This window comes from Raoultibacter timonensis (assembly GCF_900240215.1).
Taxonomy (GTDB): Bacteria; Actinomycetota; Coriobacteriia; order Coriobacteriales; family Eggerthellaceae; genus Raoultibacter; species Raoultibacter timonensis.
Genome location: NZ_LT964679.1, coordinates 612,597 through 629,832, shown reverse-complemented (window position 1 = coordinate 629,832; position 17,236 = coordinate 612,597). Strand labels below are relative to the sequence as shown.

Genomic DNA, 17,236 nt, shown 5'->3' with positions numbered 1-17,236 from the left:
AGCCGGACAGCGCGAAGCGCGGCCTGCGTGGCACGGCACCTATCCCGAGAGCGGTGAAGCGGGATGAGGGCTTGATCCGACCTGCGGGTTCGCGCACTGCGGGCTACTCGGCAGCAGCACGCTGCTCTGCCAGCAGCAGCTCGACCATCCTGCCGTAGCTCTGCACCCCATGGGTCTGGTTGTTGGCTTTGAGGTAGGTGTCGTTGGCGGCGTTGGACACGTCGGAGACGATTCCCTCGTGCTCGGCCCAGAACCGCTCGCGCTGCGCCATATCGCGCAGCACCGCCTCGGGCAGGCTCGCCTTTATCGCCGAGGCCGCCTCGGGATCGACCTTCCTCAGGGCGGCAAGGGATCGGTCGAACGCCAGCAGATACCCGCTGTAGCGCATCAGGGGGTCGTCTGATTCCCTGCACGCCAGATACGCTATGAAGTTCGCTTCGTCCTCGCGCATGAATCCGCACTGATGCGCAAGCTCATGGGCCATCGTCGAGGGGATCGTGAAGAACGGCCCATCGACGTTGATGTTCGATTCCATCGTGAACGGGACGAATATGCCTCCTATGTCCATATCCGACAGCAACCCCGACATAAGCACCGGCTTCGGCGGCGAGTACAGCGGCCTGTCCAAGACGGGATACTGCTCGGCGAGCTCCTCGATCGCCGACACCGATTCGCGCGCATAACGCTCGAAATCTCCGGGATCGGCGGTATAGGGGTCGGTATCGCTTCCCAGCTCTTCTCTCGCCTGGCCCATGCCGTCCGCAAGCGTCGTGCACAGCTGCACGAGCTCGTCACGGCGCTCTTCCGTCCCCTGCTCGGATTGCTCCACATCATAGCCGGTGTAGGAGGTGAACGTGTAACGGTAGTAGTTCAGCCCGCACAAAAACGTGAACAGGAAGTACACCACGCAGCATATCGCAACCGCACCCATGATGCCGCGATAGGCGATCATACCGCGTCCGCCGCTCGATGCTTTTGCCGCTTCGCCTTGCGTCGAAGGTACGCTGCGCCCGCCTTCGCCTTTGACGATCTTACGGACGTAGTAGACGATATAGCCGAGGCAGAACAGGAGGAACAGCACGGCAACCCACTCGGCCACCGAAAAGCTCACGAGCGACGGAAGAAAGCCCACCGCCGAAGACAGGGCGGGATACACCGATCGGCTGAACACCTGCTCCGTCCAATCGGGATTGGCACGGGCGTACCACGTCGCGATGAGCGCGACGATACCGAGGGGGATGCACAGCATCCGCTTGAGAAAGAACTTCTTCATATCACGCTCCGCGTGGTAGGTTTCGCTTGGGCGTCCATTATAGCCCGCCTCCCGCCGCGTCCGCGAAAAGTCGACCGTACGGTATACTTACATGATAGGAAAGACCTTCCGGATATGCGTGCCTGCGACGGATGCTCCACATCGCTCGTGCTGCGCTGTGGCGACGAATGCGCGCCCGCTTCGACCGGCATCACGGAAAAGGAATGCGTCCATGAAGAAAAACGTCAGCGAGTGCATAGCGATATACCAGGAGCGCTTGCAGACCGGCGAGACGCAAATCGCCTACAAGGCGCTCGTCAGGTTCGTCATGTCGCTGCGCAGGCAGTTTTCGCGGATAGACGGCTACACGGTGAGAAACGTATCGCCCGGCTACCTCGACTATACGTACTTTGCGTTCTCCGACGATTTCCTCCGGAGCAGAGAGCTCCGCTACGGGATCATCCTGAACCACCGGAACATGCGCTTCGAGCTGTGGCTCATGGGACAGAATGAAGCAACACAGAAGGCATACTGGAACCTGCTCAAAGATACCGAATGGAACGAAGGCATCGAGGACATGCCCCACTATTCGGTACTCGAAACGGTACTCGTCGACGACCCCGATTTCAGCGACCTTCCCGCTCTTTCGGATCGGATCGAGCAATCGGCGCTGCGGATCATCGACGATATTAGACCGCACATCGTATGAATCATTCGGAGTCGGAAGCTTTTCTCAGCAAAAGGGCAGCCATGGCGTTCCGTGAGCGCTCATCCTCGATAAGCTGCAATGTGCGAAACGTCACTTCTTCTGAATCTGCAGGACCGCAAGGTAGAGCCCCAAGCATTCGATATCGGCCGATTCGCTTTCGGTGAGCTCTTCAAGGTATCTCATCAAAGATTCCCTTTCCTCCAAGCTTTCAGCATTCTCTATCGCCGCCTCGACGGCCTCCTTATCGGTGCGGTAATTTTTCGCCCAAAGGGCATCCCGGTAGTCATGGCACTGCACTACCCTATCACCGAACTCCGTGAACGCCTCGACCGTCTCGGAAAGCGTTTCGTAATCGGGGTACGTCGCTTTGTGTTCGTCTGAATACAAATAGGCATCCGCGATGACCAGATAGCCTCCGTGTTTCACGCATCTTCTCAGATTCTCGATGGTCCGCTTGTAGTCTTCCCATATATGAGGCGGCGCGCTCCAGAGAAGCAGATCGTACTCCTTGCCTTTCCCAAGGGCCGCTCGTATATCGCCTACATGGTACTCGCAGAGCTCTCGGACCCGGCAGCTCGCCGCATGCTCGTTCGCCTTCTCGACAAAGCCCTGCACTAGGTCGTAGCCGTCAACCGTTACGCCGTATTCCCGAGCGAGATACACCGAAACGCCACCTTGCCCGCACGGGATATCCAACACCGTTTTATGAGGGGTTAGGCCCAATGTGCGAAAAACACCGGGGAACTCATCGCCCCAAGGATTCATCATATTGCCCTCGAAAGGGATTTTGGACAGTGCGCTGACGTCCCGCTCGTTCACGCCCATCACTTTTGCGACTTCATGCAAATTATCTTCCATCAGAAGGCCCCTTCCGTTGCTTTTGCCGATAAGTAAAACGGGGAATCGATCCGATGCATCCTTCGTGTGTTTAACGACTCCTGGAAACAGCACGAAAGACACCCTTTTGAGAGAGCTTTTCATTGTCGTATCGGGAAGATGCCTGTCGAGAATTAAGTGTAACATAGTACAGTACTCACAGTCGCCCAAGCGAATCGGCATCGCATGGGTAAGCGAGAGCGATGCCCGAAAAGACAGTTACAACATCATCGTAGCACCCATCTCCGCTATTGATGCAGGAGGAAAACAAGGAGCAGGTTTTCGGATCCATCGTCGACCGAAACACGCTGCTCGACGAAACGTTCCTGCTGCTGGATATTACCTTTCGCAGGGACGCGACCTTCCATCGAAAACGGTTTCCCTCGACATCTTCGACTGGAACATAGAGGTGTCGCAATAGGCTGCTCGCATAGCAGCGAGAAAAGGGCTCGTCGATAGCGCCGATAGCGGAACTCCTGGGTGGCAACCGATAGCATTGACGTCAAGGCGGGCGCCGGACGGCCCCAACCCGACAAGAGAGCCGCTTGACTTTCCCTAGCAAACAAACATATGGAGCCAGATCCCGATCTTTAGACGGCCGATTCGTCCAAGCAGGATCAAACGGGGCCTTTGGCGAAGCGATCTGCACCCGCTCTGCCCAGCATCGCATTGCATGCTTGCTAATGCACGACTTTGACAAGCAGATCGGCCAAATTTGCATACTTATGCTTGTCAAAGTCGTGCTTTAATGGGAACACCGGCTTTCACGCAAGGAAGAAGGCGCCATGCCCGATATCATCACCCATTCAAATTCGAACTTGAGCAGGCAGGCCCTGCAGCAACAAGCGAAAAGGCGCCGCCTGACGCGCTTGTTTCGCGGAGCGTACGTCAACACGCAGGAATACGCAGCGCTTACCTTCGCAGAACAATACCGCGTCCGCGCTGAAGCGTTCCTTGCGACGCACGCGAAGCTCCGAGCATGGGGGATCACCGCGGCGGCACTCGACGGGGCACCCGTGCTCAGCGGAGCGCCTCTCCACTTCGGGGGCGCACGAAGCCATGCGAAGAGCAAGCAGGCTGGCTGCTCTTTTCATGAAGCGCTGTTGGTGGCGCCCTCGGATTCGGTAGCGCAGACGCTCTTCGAGTGCGCGGCCACATCCCCCCTGCCGGATGCGCTTTTGGCAGCGAACCACCTCTTGCGCCGCTCTACCGAAAAAGCGAAGGGAAGCCTTATCGCAAGCAGGGACCTTGACGAAAAAACAACCGAAGCCCTCGTGTGGCAACCGGTAAGCCCTCAAAACAGCAAGGCGAGCATCCGTGCCGCACTCGATGTCGGCACGCTGCGTGGGGACGAACCGAACTTCCTTACAACCTACAGCGCTGTGCGCAGGACCGGGTTCATTTCGCCTGAGGCCGAGCTTGCGTGGCTTGGCTTTGCGCAGCTCTGCGCTTTGCATAAAGGGAAGCGCGGAGTACGCAAGGCACTGAAAACGGGGTTGTACTTCACCGATCAAGCCGAATCGCCGGCCGAGTCGCTGCTGATCGCCCGATGCGCCGAGCTTGGCTTCGATATCCCCTATCTGCAGGTCAATATCCTCGACCCCGCAAACGGGAAACTTCTCGGCCGCGTGGACGGCCTTTGGCCTTCGGATGCAGTGCTGGAGAACCTTTATCAAAGCGATAGCAGGTTCGGGCGCTTTTTCCAATGCAAGCAGCTCGGGGACAACGGCTCGGTCATCATCGAGTTCGACGGAAGGGTAAAGTATCAACAAAACTACAGTCAGGTTTTGGAAAGGGAGCGAAGAAGGCAAAACGCCATAGGAAACCTTGGGTTTCGTTTCGTGCGGATCGACTGGAGCGACCTCATGCAGCCTGAGCGTCTGCGCCGCATCCTCGAGGCCGCCCATGTTCCACGCTGTAGACAGGTATGATTCCTTGGTCGTGCACCATATCCACGCTAGCCAATTAATGCACGCTTTTGTCAAGCATTCCTTGCTTACTCTAGCGGTTTTCCTTGACAAAAGCGTGCATTACCGTTGTCTTGCGAAATCGAGGGGCGACGTGATCCGCAAACGGCCGGCTCAAGCTTGCGGAAGCTGGTCTTCGCAACGTTTAAGGATCCGCAGGCATAAAAAGGACAGGTACGGCGATACGGTCTTTTTCTGTCCGAAGTCCCATCCTTTGGACCTCTGATAAACGGATTCAGGAGTGAAAAGCCCGTCTTCGTCCTGCTTGCTCCTGATTATCTCGACCATTTCGCCGAATCGCGCATCGGCTCTCGCGTACTCGAATACGCTGAGGCAGTCGGCGACGCCTACGATGTCGTACCAGATAGCTGGAGCCTTGAGTTTTCTGAAGTCGGTACCCGTATAAAACATATAGGGATGCCTCTCTCGGCTACGCTCCCACAGATCAAGCAGAGCGTCGATCGCCCTGATGGCGGGTTCACTATTCCTGTATCCATCGATTCGAGAGAGCAGTCTCAGCATTACCAATGTCGCATACGGGCAGCAGTCATCTTTTCTGCCAGGACCCCTGAACGTACCGAACTCCTCCGAGACCGAGCAGAGAAAGCCTTGCTCCTTCTCGAGGGAGACCAGATAATCTACACCTTGCCGGATGTGCTTTTCATAGGAAACGCCAGCCTCGATCAATGCCAGGAGAAGCAGCGGCGCATCGCAAAGGCACCAACCGAACCCATCTTCCCCGGTTCCCCCAAAGTGCTTCGGAATATTGGTTAAGGATTGGTATACACCGTGCTTGTCCCTGTGCTCCATCAGCTGCGCAACGGCCGACTCGATTTCCGGAACACCCGTATCGAACCCGAGATCCAGCAGGAACAAAAGCTTATGGATGGGCAAATCGAGATTCTTGTGATTGGTCACCAAGGTACTGTGATAGCCAGCGACGATCCTCAGGGACCGCTGTATCTTGGAATCCAGCAACGCCTCTTCCCTCAGGGCCGCTAGATCACCTGCGTTCTGGTCAAGCAGATTGATTCTGATAGCGTATTGCAGCCACGGCTCGCTGAGGGAAAGCAACTCGTTTGTCATCGAAGCTCCGATCGTGCATCCGCCGCCCAAAGCCAAAAGCAAGAAGCGCAAGCGCAAGGCGTCTTGCCTACAATAGCGTTCGTTGTTGAAAAGACTTAGAAAAAGTGCTTGTTCGGGGCAGTCGAATGGTCGGGACGACAGGATTCGAACCTGCGACATCCTGCTCCCAAAGCAGGCGCGCTACCAAACTGCGCCACGTCCCGACGCCAGAACAGCTTTTGAATTATATCAGAAGATCAGATGCATGCCGCAAGTTTTGCCTTAAGTTCACGCAAAGCATTGCCCCGATGCGAGACCGAGTTCTTCTCGTCCTGACTCACCTGCGCAAGCGTCCGCTTCCCGTCGAACAGATCGGGATAGAACAGCGGATCGTAGCCGAAGCCCTCGTCGCCCTTCGGCTCGCGCCCCACATGGCCTTCGATCGTGCCGTGGGCAACCGTTTCTGCACCGTCTTCGTCGACGAACACGAGGGTGCACACGAAGCGCCCCGTTCGCAGCTCATCGGGAACTTGGGAAAGCTCGCGCAAGAGCTTCTCGTTGTTGTCCGCATCGCTCGCATGCTCGCCGGCGTAGCGTGCCGAATAGACGCCGGGCGCACCGTCGAGCGCATCGACGGCAATGCCCGAATCATCCGCAAGCGCCGCGCATCCTGCAGCGGCATGAGCAGCCCGAGCCTTGATGCGGGCGTTGCCCTCGAAGGTATCGGCATCCTCTTCGGGGTCCGACTCGATGCCGAGTTCGGAGAGCGTAAAGAATTCCCATCCCTCGAAATCGAGTGCCGTCTTGATTTCCTCGACTTTATGGGCATTGTTGCTTGCTATGACGACTTTCTTCATGGTTGCTCCTTGCATCTTCCTCGTTCCTCTGCGCGAAGCAGGCCCCGCCACGCCGTGCATCGTGGAGAACCAGCAACTGCACCGTGTAACGCCCACGACGTTCGCCTGACGGACGGAAGCCCTACAGGCTCCCAACATCGACATGCGAAACCGAGCCGAGCGGCATCCGCAGAACGCGCGCACCGAACCGCTCGAACTCCCCCACATCATCGCCCGTCGTGAAGAACTCGTATGCTGCCTCGTGGCCGAATTCGGCCCTCTTCCCTCGTCGTGTCAGGATTTCGGCAACGTCTTTCGCCGCCTCCTTCGCTGACGAGATGAGCAGCACATCGCGCCCGACCACTCCCCCGATAAGCGCCTTGAGCAGCGGGAAGTGCGTGCAGCCGAGCACCAGCGTATCGATCTCGCAGCGCCTGAGCGGCTCGAGGTACTCCTTGGCTATCTCCTGGAACGCAGGCCTGATGTACACGTTCGATGCGAGCGACGTGAAATCCTCGATGGGCCCTTCGGTCATGCGGATGCCCTGCTCGGCGATTTCGACGAAGCGGGGCGTCGGCACCGAGAACACCGTGATGCCCGCATCGAGGTTGCGTATCGCGCCCGCATAGGCGCCCGACTCGATCGTGCCCTTGGTGGCGATCACGCCCACATGCCGGTTCGTCGTCGCATGAACCGCGGCGCGAGCGCCCGGCTCCACGACGCCGACCACCGGCACCTGAAACGCCTGCTGCGCGTGCGTTAGACCCGCCGCGGTCGCGGTATTACACGCAATGACGACGATCTTGACGCCCCGCTCGATAAGCCACGCGCCGATCTGCTGCACGAACCCGTCCACCTCATCAAGCGAGCGGGGGCCGTAGGGGCAGCGCGCCGTATCGCCGAAGTACACGATGCTCTCGTCGGGCAGAGCCTTCACGATCTCGCGCGCCACGGTAAGGCCGCCGTACCCGGAATCGAAGATCCCGATGGGGGCGTTGTCGAACTCGCCGCCCGGACGACAGTACCCGTCGCCGAAGGCGGTAAAGGCGGGCACGTAGGAAGGGCGGCTGTCCGCAGGGGATGGTTGTGAAATCCGATCGCTCATGGTTGCCCAGTATAGCGCAGGGTATGCGGCTTGTTACAAAACCGCCGCATCAGCCATAGTATCTGCTAATCTAAACGTGAAACGTATACGCGCTTGGGCGCCGCCACGCGGCCGCAGGGCCTCGGGCAAATTGCGGCGCCCGCACTTGGAAAGACGAGGAAAGCACATGAAGGTTCTGCTCATCAACGGAAGCCCCAACGAAGATCGCTGCACGTACACGGCGCTTGCGGAAGCGGCACGCTCCCTTGAAGCCGAGGGAGTCGAAACCGAGATCGCCTGGATCGGCAGAGATCCGCTGCGCGGCTGCATCGGATGCGGGGGCTGCAGCAAGCTCGGCAACAACCGCTGCATCTTCGATGACGACGTGGTCAACCGTTTGCTCGAAAAGGCCGAGCGCGCCGACGGCTACCTGGTTGGAACGCCAGTTTTCTACGCGGGAGCCAACGGAGCTCTGCTCGCCGTGCTCGACCGCATGCTCTACGCAGGAGGAGCGCTCATGCAGTTCAAGCCCGCCGCGGGCATCGCCTCGGCCCGCCGCGCGGGCACAACGCCCGCGATCGATCAGATCAACAAGTACTTCCAGATCAACAAGATGCCCGTCGTTTCCAGCACGTACTGGCCGATGGTGCACGGGCAGAGCGCCGAGCAGGTGCTTCAAGACGAAGAGGGACTGCAAACCATGCGGATGCTCGGCAAGAACATGGCTTGGATGCTTCGCTGCATCGAGGCCGATCGCGAAGCGGGCGGCGATCACCCCCAGATGGAAGCAAAGATCGCAACCAACTTCATCAGGCCGACCGCCTAGAGCCAAACGCCGCCATGCCCAAACCCCACGACCAGAAAACCAACGCGATGCGCGTACTCGATGCTGCCGGCGTCGAGTACGTCTCGCGTATCTTCGAATGCCCCGAAGCGCTCAGCGGGGTCGAGGTCGCACGCCTGCTCGACCTCGACCCCGAACGGGTATTCAAAACGCTCGTCACCGAAGGGCGGTCCCGAGAGCATTACGTGTTCATGATCCCCGTCGCCGAAGAGCTCGACCTGAAGAAAGCGGCCGCAGCCGTCGGCGAGAAATCGATCGCCATGATCAAGTCGAAAGAGCTGCTGCCGCTCACCGGCTACATCCACGGGGGATGCTCCCCCATCGGAATGAAGAAGACCTTCGCAACCGTCGTCGACGAAACCGCCATCCTGTTCGACCGCATCGTGTTTTCGGGAGGACGCATCGGAACCCAGATCGAAGTGCCGCTCGGCGACCTCGAGCGCGTAGTCGATCTCACGACGGCCGATCTTACCGTGCGCTAGCACGCAAGCCGGCACATCGCAGCGAACCGCACCGATCTACGCGGCGGTAAAAATCGGACACCTACCAGTGGACGACCACGACGTCGCCGATGCCGAGCATGCCGTAGAGCTCTTGGGCCTTCGCGCTCGGCAGATTCACGCATCCGTGGCTCCCGTAGCCATCGCGGTACATCGTGCCGCCGAACCCGGGCTGCCACCACGCGTCATGCAAGCCAATGACGTTGCCGACGAACGGCATCCAGTACTGGACCACCGTCTTCTTCGGCTCCTTCTTGCCCTCGTAGGTGTTGAGCGTCGTCGGGCTCGCCTTCGTGGTCACATAGTACACGCCCGCAGGCGTTGCCTTCTCGGCATTGGGAACGCCGGTGATGATGGCGGTCTCCCAAATGACGTTGTCGTTGTTGTCGTAGAACCGCGCGTACTGCTCGGAGAGGTCGACATCGACATACCCCGCCCAATCACGCTGACCGGCTCCGGCATAGAATGCCGCACTCTGGAAAACGGGGATCTCCACCTCCCCCGTCTGGCCGCCCGCAACGCCGTCGCGCACAACCGTCAGAAGCGTATCGTGGTCGACCGACCAGCCGTACGTTCCCCCCGCAACCGTAACCACCTTGCCGTCAGGCCGCGTGAACGTGCGCTCGGATCCGACCGTATTGAAACCCGCTGCCAACTCCTCGATCCACGCGATCATGAGCCCCTCGTCAAGCGACGCCTCGAGGTTCTCATCGAACACGATCCAGGAGGATATCTGATCGGGACCGACGGCAGCCGCCTGCGTTCCACCCGTCGTGAGCGTAAAATCGGCCGCCATGAGCGCATTGGCGTCATCGCATGCCGCAGCGAGCGCGGGATCGTCGGAAAGGATCGGCGGCTTCAGCAGAGAATCGGCCCCGACGGTTGCCTTGGGGGCCATCGAAGCCATCGCATTCCCGACCGCTTCGACCACCGCGTCGGGATCGAGCGCGGTGCCGAGCTTCTCGGGCACAACCTGAAACTTCTTCGCGTCATCGGCATAGCCGACCGTCGCGTCTTCGGGTGGCGTCGCATCTTCGTTGAACGCCTCGACGCGCTGCCTCACGGCTCCGTCGAGAGAAGTTTCGCTGAATTCCGCAGATAGCTTATCGCTCTCGTCGTGATGCTTTTGCAATTCGAACGGCCATGTCCACATATGACCGTCTCCGAGCGCTTTTGCCAATATCTCGTCGCCATCAAGGGTGAGCCCCGCATCCTGCGCCCCAAGCTCGAACGAGAGGCCTTGCCCCTCGACCTTGATACGGTAGTCGGCCAATCCCGCCTGCAGTGTTTCCTGCGCTTCTGCCGTCGTCTGCAAAGATACGTCGAAATCGCCTATGACGGTGTTGGGAAAGAACCGATCGGCAAAGTAGAAGCAACCGGCCGCGTAAGCGATAACGGCGAGGCCCGCGATCGAGCCGAGCAGAATGCCGAACGCTTTGAGCACCTTGCGCCCGCGTTTGCCCGGGCGCTTGCCCGTATCGGCGAGGACAAACGGCTGCTCCTGGATTTGCACGGGAACGGCACCCGGATCGGGCGATATCGTCTCACCGGGCTCCGGGCTTCGGGCGGCAGCCGACGCCCTCCCATCGGCACCGATCTCCACCGGCGGACGAGCGCTCTGCGCCTCGCTTTCGGCTTTCGCCTTCGCAGCATGCCTCCCCTTTGACGCCTTGAGCTTCGCCTTTTTATTCTTATCCATAAGACCTTACTTTTTCAATACGTCAACACTGGCATTCATTGTAACAGGACGGATGCCGTATAAAGCGACGTAATGGGATGTTGCAAGATTTCGTTGACGAGCGTCCCTGTGGGACCAGCGGGCGGTTTGCGCGCCCCGCTCACGGAAAACGGGGCTGCAGGAAGCGGGAAGCTACCGCCCGATCTTGAGTGTGAGCGCGTTCACCGCCACGACCACCGTCGAGAGGCTCATGAGCACGGCGCCGACCGCCGGGCTCAAAACGATGCCGACGGGAGCGAGCACGCCGGCTGCAAGCGGGATGGCAACGATGTTGTATCCAGCGCCCCACCAGAGATTCTGCACGGTCTTTCGCGACGAAGCGACAGCCAGGGAAAGGAAGCGCACAATGTCCCCGGGGTCGCTTCTGACGAGAACGGCATCGGCCGATCCGATGGCAACATCGGTTCCCGCACCGATAGCCAGGCCGACGTCGGCGCGCGCCAAACTCGGGGCGTCGTTGATGCCGTCTCCCACCATAACCACCACATCGCCGGCCTGCTGTCGCTCGCGTACGAGCCTCTCCTTGTCTTGCGGGAGCAGCCCGAAGCGGTACTCGGCGATGCCGAGCTCGGCCGCGACCGCAGACGCGACCTTATCGTTATCGCCGGTCAGCATCACGGGTACAAGGCCCCGCTCCTTGATCTTTCGCACTGCGCTTCCCGCATCGGGTTTGATCTCGTCTCCCTGAGCGACGATGCCGGCGACGGCACCGTCCACCACAAGGTAGCTCACCGTATAGGCACCATCCCGCACACCGCGAGCCCCATCCGGTTCGTAGGGGATCGAGCGATCTTCGAGATAGCGCGCGTTCACAAGCGCGGTCGATGAGCCGTCGGGCAGCGTGGCGCCGATGCCGGAACCCGGGATGGTTTGGACGTCGGGCACCTCCGCCGCCTCGACGCCGCGCGATGCGGCCTCGGCGAGAACACTAGCGGCCAAAGGGTGGGACGACGATGCCTCGAGTCCGGCCATGAGAGAAAGAACCTCGTCATCGGTTCGGCTCGAATCGGACGAAGCCACCTCGATCACCTTGAAATCGCCTTCCGTCAACGTACCGGTTTTATCCATCATGACAACCGTAGCCTTAACTGCGGTTTCCAGCGCTTGGCGCCTTCGGATGAGCAAGCCGTTTTCTGCGGCGATGGACGTTGTGCGCGCCGTGACAAGGGGGATGGCGAGTCCGAGCGCATGCGGACAGGCGATGACGAGCACCGTGACCATGCGCGTGAGCGCCACCCCGAAATCAAGCGTAATGAAGTACCACACGACAAGGGCCGCAAGCCCGAAGAGCACTGCAGCGTAGAACAGAGCCCGGGCAACCTTGTCGGCCCTCGCCTCCGTTTTCGTCTTCTCGCTCTGGGCCGACGATACGAGCTCCATAACCTGAGCGAGGTATCCGCTCTCGCCCGTTGCGGAAACCTTGACGAGCACGGTTCCTTCGCCGTTCTGCGATCCGCCGACAACCGCATCGCCCGCAGTCTTCGCAACCGCCCTCGACTCCCCGGTGACGAGCGATTCGTCGACCGTCGTCGAGCCCTGCTCGATCGTTCCATCGGTGGGAACCTTCTCCCCCGCCTTCACCATAACGGTTTGGCCAACCCGAACCTGCGGCAGCTCCGTTTCAACGTAGCTCCCATCGGGCTGGCGGACGTTTGCCTTAGATGGCAGCAGCGCAGCCATTCTCTCAAGAGCATCGCCCGCACCCGACACCGCGCGCATCTCGATCCAATGGCCGAGCAGCATGATGACGATCAGCGTAGCGAGCTCCCAGAAGAAATCCATCACATGCCCGGCAGAGCCATTGAGCAGGTTGGCTGCAAACGCATAGAGGCTGTAAGCATAGGCCGAGGTAATGCCGAGCGCGATGAGCGTCATCATCGCGGGCTTTTTCTCCCTAAGCTCGCTTGCGGCGCCCGCGAGAAACGGCTTCCCGCCGTAGAAGAACAGTATCGTAGCCAAACCGGCAACGAGCCAGTCGGAGCCGGGAAACGAAATCCGGAACGGAAGATCGATCCCCATCATCGGGGAAAGCGCGAGCACGGGCGCGGCGAGCACCAGGCACACGAAGAAGCGGCGCTTCAGATCGCCCCCGTGCATCGCATGCCCTCCCGTCATGGCGCCCATGCCGGCGTGACCGGCCCGCGAGCCGTGCTCGCGCGTTCGTTCGTCGCCCGCTTCGGTATTCCCGTTTTTGTCCATACGCCCGCGCACCCCGCCCGTCAGCGGTATTGCGCTTTCTCCTTGCTCGAGGTAAGCCCCACGATCACAAGGTCGATGACCCCCTTCGCGATGAGGAGCAACCCGAGCACGAGCACGAAGGTAACCGTCGTGTCGAAGGGGTTGACGATCACGACCACGCCGCCGATCGCCACAGCGATGCTCACGATGAGCATCCCCAGCCACGATCCGCCGCCGAACCGCCGAAGCTCGAACGAGCGGACGGCGTTCACGATGCCGCTCATCGCAAGCAAGATACCGAGCAGAAGCGAGAAGAAGCCGGCAACGGCCTCAGGGAACACGAACACGATCAAAGCGAGGATCAGCAGGAAGATACCCGTCGCAAGAGCTCCCTGATACCCGGGGCGATCGCTGCGATGCCGGGCGTACGATACGAGCGACGCCGCCCCGGTAATGGCAAGGTATGCCGCAAACAGGTACACGACCGTTACCGTGGTCGCCTGCGGCCATACGGCCAAGAGCAATCCGAACAGTATCGCGAGCACCGCCTGCACGACGATGCTCGATGAGACCGCTTCGACGAACCGTTTCATACCGACTCCTTGTCCGAGTTTCGCATTGCGGCAGACCGTGCGCGGCACCGCTTTCCGAATGCAAGGATAGCATCGGCGGATCAGCAGGAGAAAACCGTTTTGAACCCGTTAGCGAAGAGACTCCTTGCGGACAAATACGTCGCGGACGTCAAAGCCCGCCACCAGCCGAGCCAAGCGAGAATCAGCATGGTAGCCGAGGCGGCGATACAACGCCCGCACGAGAAAGTACGAGACGAGCGCCCCAAGCGCCCCCGCAAGGATTCCCCCGAGGATATCGGAGGGGTAATGGACCATAAGGTAATTGCGCGACAGGCCCATGAGCACGACGGGAACGAAGCACAGCCACCGCGCCCGGGTTTTCAAACTGAGGAACAGGGCGAACATCGCCGCCATCGTCGCAGTCGTATGCCCCGAGGGGAACGAAAAGCTCGATTCCTCGGTCGCCCCGGTGAAGACCCACCATGCATGGAATAGACCGGCCTCGTCGGCGAAGGGACGCGGACGGGCGACGAAGTTCTTCACCAGCACGTTCGTAATGAGCGCGCCGACGAGAATGGCCACGAACATGCAGATCCCCGCTCGACGCGTTTTCCTGAACAGCATAAGTACGAGGGAAAGCAGAATAAGACCGATGCCGTTTTCAGCAAACAGGCTGATGAAAACGAACGCCGGGGTGAAAAACCAGCCCGCGAGCACCGCCAGTTCGTGCAGGGCCGACAAGATCGCAAGATCGTAGCCCGCAAACGCCGTATTGAGCCATTCGGCCGCCATCGTAAGTTCCATACATCGATTCCTTCCGTTTGCGGGCAAGGCGACCGCGATCAGCGCAGGCGCCTTACCGTGTACAGGGCAATCGCAGCCTTCGCCACGAACAGCACGAACAGCAGAGCCGTCGCATACGGCTGCCGCGCTGCCGCAAGCAGCAGGACGGCGAGCACATGGATGGCTGCCGATACGACGAGCATTCCGTTTGCCAAGCGATTTCCGGCAAGCAACCGAGCGACGATCTCCGCCGCACCCGCAATAACGAGCGGCAAGACAACGCAGACGAACGAATAACCGAATTGCGTTATGCCGCAGTACTCGACGAGCGAAACGGTTTGGACCATGCCAGCCCGCTCAACGCCGAAGAGAGGAAGCACGAACAGCAGACCGGCGGCGAGATCGAGTGCGCCGGCAACGATGCCGAACATGCCGGCAGCACGCTCGCGCGACTCGCTTTCGGCGATGTCGACTATCTCCGCCCCCGAAAGCAGTTCGTCAACCGAAACGTCGAACAGCGCAGCAATATCCACAAGCGTATCGAGCCCAGGGTATCCCCCGCCCGTCTCCCATTTCGAAACGGCGGTTCTCGACACATAGAGCTTTTCGGCAAGCCGCTCCTGCGTGAGCCCACTTCTCCTTCTCAAGCTTTGCAACGTTTCGCTGAATTTCTTTCGCTTTTCCATGCGCCCATTATGCCCGAGCGCGCCAATAGCGCAAGACACGATTCGTGTCGTCGCGATGACCTGCGATTTTTATCGCTTGAATGCGAGATGCGCGCTTTCAGAAATTAAGCACTGCGTAGCATGCACAATATGAAACGGCGAGCACGATGCAGATGGGCGTGTACAGGATAAGGTTCCAGCGATGGAATATATCCCTCGGCTTGCGCCGCGTAACCGACCAAACCGCGCCCGCCAGGCCGCGGAGGGAGAACGCGGTGATCCCGAAAACCAGACCGATGTCGACCAACGGACGAGGAAGAGGAATCTCGACGATTCCCAATGCCGCAAGGGGAAGCACGGCGGCGGCAAAGAACACCAACGCCGTCGCAAGGATGACGGGTTTTGAGATTTTGATCCTATCGCCGTTTCTGTCGGCTTGGATGTAGCGATCCGTTCCGGCTTTTCCGCCGAAAAGCCAGTACACGTGGAATCCGGTTATGACGAATAAGATCACCGATCCTACGATGCCGAGATAGTAGATGACAGCTCCCTCGTCGAAATAGAATGCATTCCCTTTTATAACCACTATAGAGCATCGTCGCCTGTCTAAAGCGCGTCGTCCGGTTTATCCGATGAGCGGCGCATCGAGACAACCGAAGGACTCCAATCAAAGGATATCGGTAAAAGAAAAAGCCGTTCGATCTGCAGCTTTACACAGATCGAACGGCTGAGGAAATTGGTGGAGCACCGTATTCTAGCTTGGAACTCTATAGCTATCGAGCTAAATGAGCTGTATGAGATATTAAACAGTCAGAGAAAAATTGTGTTCCCGCAGGTGAAAGCTGTTGTTTAAAAAATGATGTCCTTACCAGTACCGAATGGAACGGAGGTGGGTACTAGATAGGGCAATGCGGTCAGGATGCTCTTCCAGAAGACGATAGCTGTATTCAAGAAGATGAGTTTCACTTCGCATGGAACTTCTGGTCAATACATGACACAAGAATCAGAACGTAAGGAGGGCGGACCATAAACAGGCCAGCCCTCCTTTATAGCCTACCAAGGGGTCGAGCTTGTTAGGCTCAACTAGTTAGACGAGCCTGAACGTTGCTTGATGCGTCGTATCCTGAAAACTCCACGTCATGCTCAAAGACTTGTCTGCGGTGAAACGGCACTCGAACTCTGACGGCGTGTCGGTGTCCTCGAATCCTGAATCCCGCGTCAAGACGAAGCCCTTGCCCGACTGCTGGCTGTACTTGTTCACCGCCGTTGAATCCCCAAGGCTGTACTCGCCCGAGTAGGTGGCCGATGCCTCGAAGGGCACGGCTATGGCTCCCTGACCCGCAAGGCCAGCGTATGTGCCCGGAAGGTACGTGTACTCGCTATCGGGGTCTTGCTCGTACTTCTCTCCCGACCATGCGAACTCCACTTGTATGACGCTCTCCGTCACGTTGACGAGCGTAACGGAGCAGGGGCCGTCGGTGAAGGTCTGCCCGAGGTAGTCTGACGTGAAGTCGCTCGCGCTCTCCGTGCCCGCGTTCGCCCATTTCCTGCCGTCGAACACGAACTTGATGGAAGCGCTGTTCGCAGGGCGCACGAACCAGTTGCCCCCGTCCTGAGCGACGGGAAGCGTCACGGTGCAGGTTTGGGCCGTCTCGTCGAAAGCTGCTTCCGCTCCCGAATAACCCGACAGCGGCTCCTTGTTCTCGGCTCCCGAGGAGTCCCCCGACAGGCTCGCCTGGTCTGCTGGCCCTACGAGGTAGTCAACGCCCTTGATGGCCTTGACCTTCGTTCCTGCGAAGTCGGACCCGGCCAGAACCCAACGGTCGCCCTCTTTGGCGAAATCGAGCACGGTCTGCGCTTCTACGTTGAAGCTGTCGTTCGCCAGGACGGCGCGGGCAGTCACGGCGGTTGCCCCGTCCTCGTTCCGCTCCTGCCCGGCGACCTCGCAGCTTTCGAGGCGGTAGGCCGACGCTTCCACGTAGTCGGCGGCTGCGAACTCCCCGTTGTCGGCAGCTGCAAGCAGCGCCTGTTCCACGCTTTCCTGCGGCACGCTCTCCTCTGCCGCGCATCCTCCCAGCACGCAGGCCAGCATGCACGACGCGACCAAGGCCGATGCCTTAGCGCCGAGAAGCGGCATCCCCTTGCTTTCGGTTCTGAGTTTCATAGC

The 17,236-nt window shown here is 59.5% G+C and carries 16 protein-coding genes and 1 tRNA gene; 4 read left to right on the top strand and 13 right to left on the bottom strand.

Features of this window, described 5'->3' with window-relative positions; translation table 11 throughout:
• Positions 1-103 precede the first annotated feature (103 nt).
• Positions 104-1,273, bottom strand: a complete 1,170-nt coding sequence (locus C1722_RS02725; protein WP_102377883.1) for a DUF3810 domain-containing protein — start codon at positions 1,271-1,273, stop codon at positions 104-106.
• A gap of 211 nt (positions 1,274-1,484) precedes the next feature.
• Between C1722_RS02725 and C1722_RS02720 the strand changes: the two genes are divergently transcribed.
• On the top strand, positions 1,485-1,961 hold the full coding sequence (locus C1722_RS02720; RefSeq protein WP_102377882.1) for a DUF7000 family protein: 477 nt from the start codon (positions 1,485-1,487) through the stop codon (positions 1,959-1,961).
• Positions 1,962-2,051: 90 nt separating this feature from the next.
• Here the strand turns inward: C1722_RS02720 and C1722_RS02715 are convergent, their stop codons facing one another.
• Entirely contained in the window at positions 2,052-2,819 is a 768-nt protein-coding gene (locus C1722_RS02715; protein WP_180995009.1) for an SAM-dependent methyltransferase, read from the bottom strand.
• An 803-nt stretch (positions 2,820-3,622) separates the two neighbouring features.
• Between C1722_RS02715 and C1722_RS02710 the strand changes: the two genes are divergently transcribed.
• Positions 3,623-4,768 carry a hypothetical protein gene (locus tag C1722_RS02710; protein ID WP_102377880.1) on the top strand — a complete coding sequence of 382 codons (1,146 nt, stop codon included), beginning with the start codon at positions 3,623-3,625 and terminating at the stop codon, positions 4,766-4,768.
• A gap of 150 nt (positions 4,769-4,918) precedes the next feature.
• Here the strand turns inward: C1722_RS02710 and C1722_RS02705 are convergent, their stop codons facing one another.
• The 4 genes from C1722_RS02705 to murI form a co-directional block, all read right to left on the bottom strand.
• Positions 4,919-6,049, bottom strand: coding sequence for a hypothetical protein (locus tag C1722_RS02705; RefSeq protein WP_180995008.1), 1,131 nt, complete (start codon positions 6,047-6,049; stop codon positions 4,919-4,921).
• Positions 6,017-6,093: transfer RNA gene (locus C1722_RS02700), tRNA-Pro, on the bottom strand. The genes C1722_RS02705 and C1722_RS02700 overlap by 33 nt, the downstream gene beginning before the upstream one ends.
• Positions 6,094-6,126: 33 nt before the next feature.
• The gene (rdgB, locus tag C1722_RS02695) at positions 6,127-6,726 is read right to left on the bottom strand and encodes an RdgB/HAM1 family non-canonical purine NTP pyrophosphatase (RefSeq protein ID WP_102377878.1); all 600 of its coding nucleotides are present in this window, start codon (positions 6,724-6,726) and stop codon (positions 6,127-6,129) included.
• A 121-nt stretch (positions 6,727-6,847) separates the two neighbouring features.
• Complete coding sequence (gene murI, locus C1722_RS02690) at positions 6,848-7,810, bottom strand: glutamate racemase (protein WP_102377877.1); 963 nt, start codon at positions 7,808-7,810, stop codon at positions 6,848-6,850.
• A 166-nt stretch (positions 7,811-7,976) separates the two neighbouring features.
• Here murI and C1722_RS02685 point away from each other — a divergent pair, with 166 nt between their 5' ends.
• Positions 7,977-8,615: a flavodoxin family protein gene (locus C1722_RS02685; RefSeq protein ID WP_102377876.1), complete on the top strand. Its 639-nt coding sequence runs from the start codon at positions 7,977-7,979 to the stop codon at positions 8,613-8,615.
• Positions 8,616-8,629: 14 nt separating this feature from the next.
• Complete coding sequence (gene ybaK, locus C1722_RS02680) at positions 8,630-9,115, top strand: Cys-tRNA(Pro) deacylase (RefSeq protein ID WP_102377875.1); 486 nt, start codon at positions 8,630-8,632, stop codon at positions 9,113-9,115.
• 61 nt (positions 9,116-9,176) lie between these two features.
• On the opposite strand, the gene C1722_RS02675 is transcribed toward ybaK, so the two are convergent.
• The 7 genes from C1722_RS02675 to C1722_RS02645 all read right to left on the bottom strand — a co-directional run bounded on the left by C1722_RS02675 (position 9,177) and on the right by C1722_RS02645 (position 17,233).
• A complete protein-coding gene (locus C1722_RS02675) occupies positions 9,177-10,832 on the bottom strand; it encodes a L,D-transpeptidase family protein (protein WP_102377874.1) in 1,656 nt (551 codons plus the stop codon).
• 171 nt (positions 10,833-11,003) lie between these two features.
• A complete protein-coding gene (locus C1722_RS02670; protein ID WP_244902415.1) occupies positions 11,004-13,070 on the bottom strand; it encodes a copper-translocating P-type ATPase in 2,067 nt (688 codons plus the stop codon).
• 20 nt (positions 13,071-13,090) lie between these two features.
• Complete coding sequence (locus tag C1722_RS02665) at positions 13,091-13,642, bottom strand: HdeD family acid-resistance protein (RefSeq protein ID WP_102377873.1); 552 nt, start codon at positions 13,640-13,642, stop codon at positions 13,091-13,093.
• 108 nt (positions 13,643-13,750) lie between these two features.
• A complete protein-coding gene (locus tag C1722_RS02660) occupies positions 13,751-14,425 on the bottom strand; it encodes a phosphatase PAP2 family protein (protein WP_102377872.1) in 675 nt (224 codons plus the stop codon).
• 38 nt (positions 14,426-14,463) lie between these two features.
• Positions 14,464-15,090, bottom strand: coding sequence for a helix-turn-helix domain-containing protein (locus tag C1722_RS02655; RefSeq protein WP_102377871.1), 627 nt, complete (start codon positions 15,088-15,090; stop codon positions 14,464-14,466).
• A gap of 97 nt (positions 15,091-15,187) precedes the next feature.
• Positions 15,188-15,655, bottom strand: a complete 468-nt coding sequence (locus C1722_RS02650) for a DUF3995 domain-containing protein (protein WP_180995007.1) — start codon at positions 15,653-15,655, stop codon at positions 15,188-15,190.
• Between the two features lie 501 nt (positions 15,656-16,156).
• On the bottom strand, positions 16,157-17,233 hold the full coding sequence (locus tag C1722_RS02645; RefSeq protein ID WP_102377869.1) for a hypothetical protein: 1,077 nt from the start codon (positions 17,231-17,233) through the stop codon (positions 16,157-16,159).
• Positions 17,234-17,236: the final 3 nt, after the last annotated feature.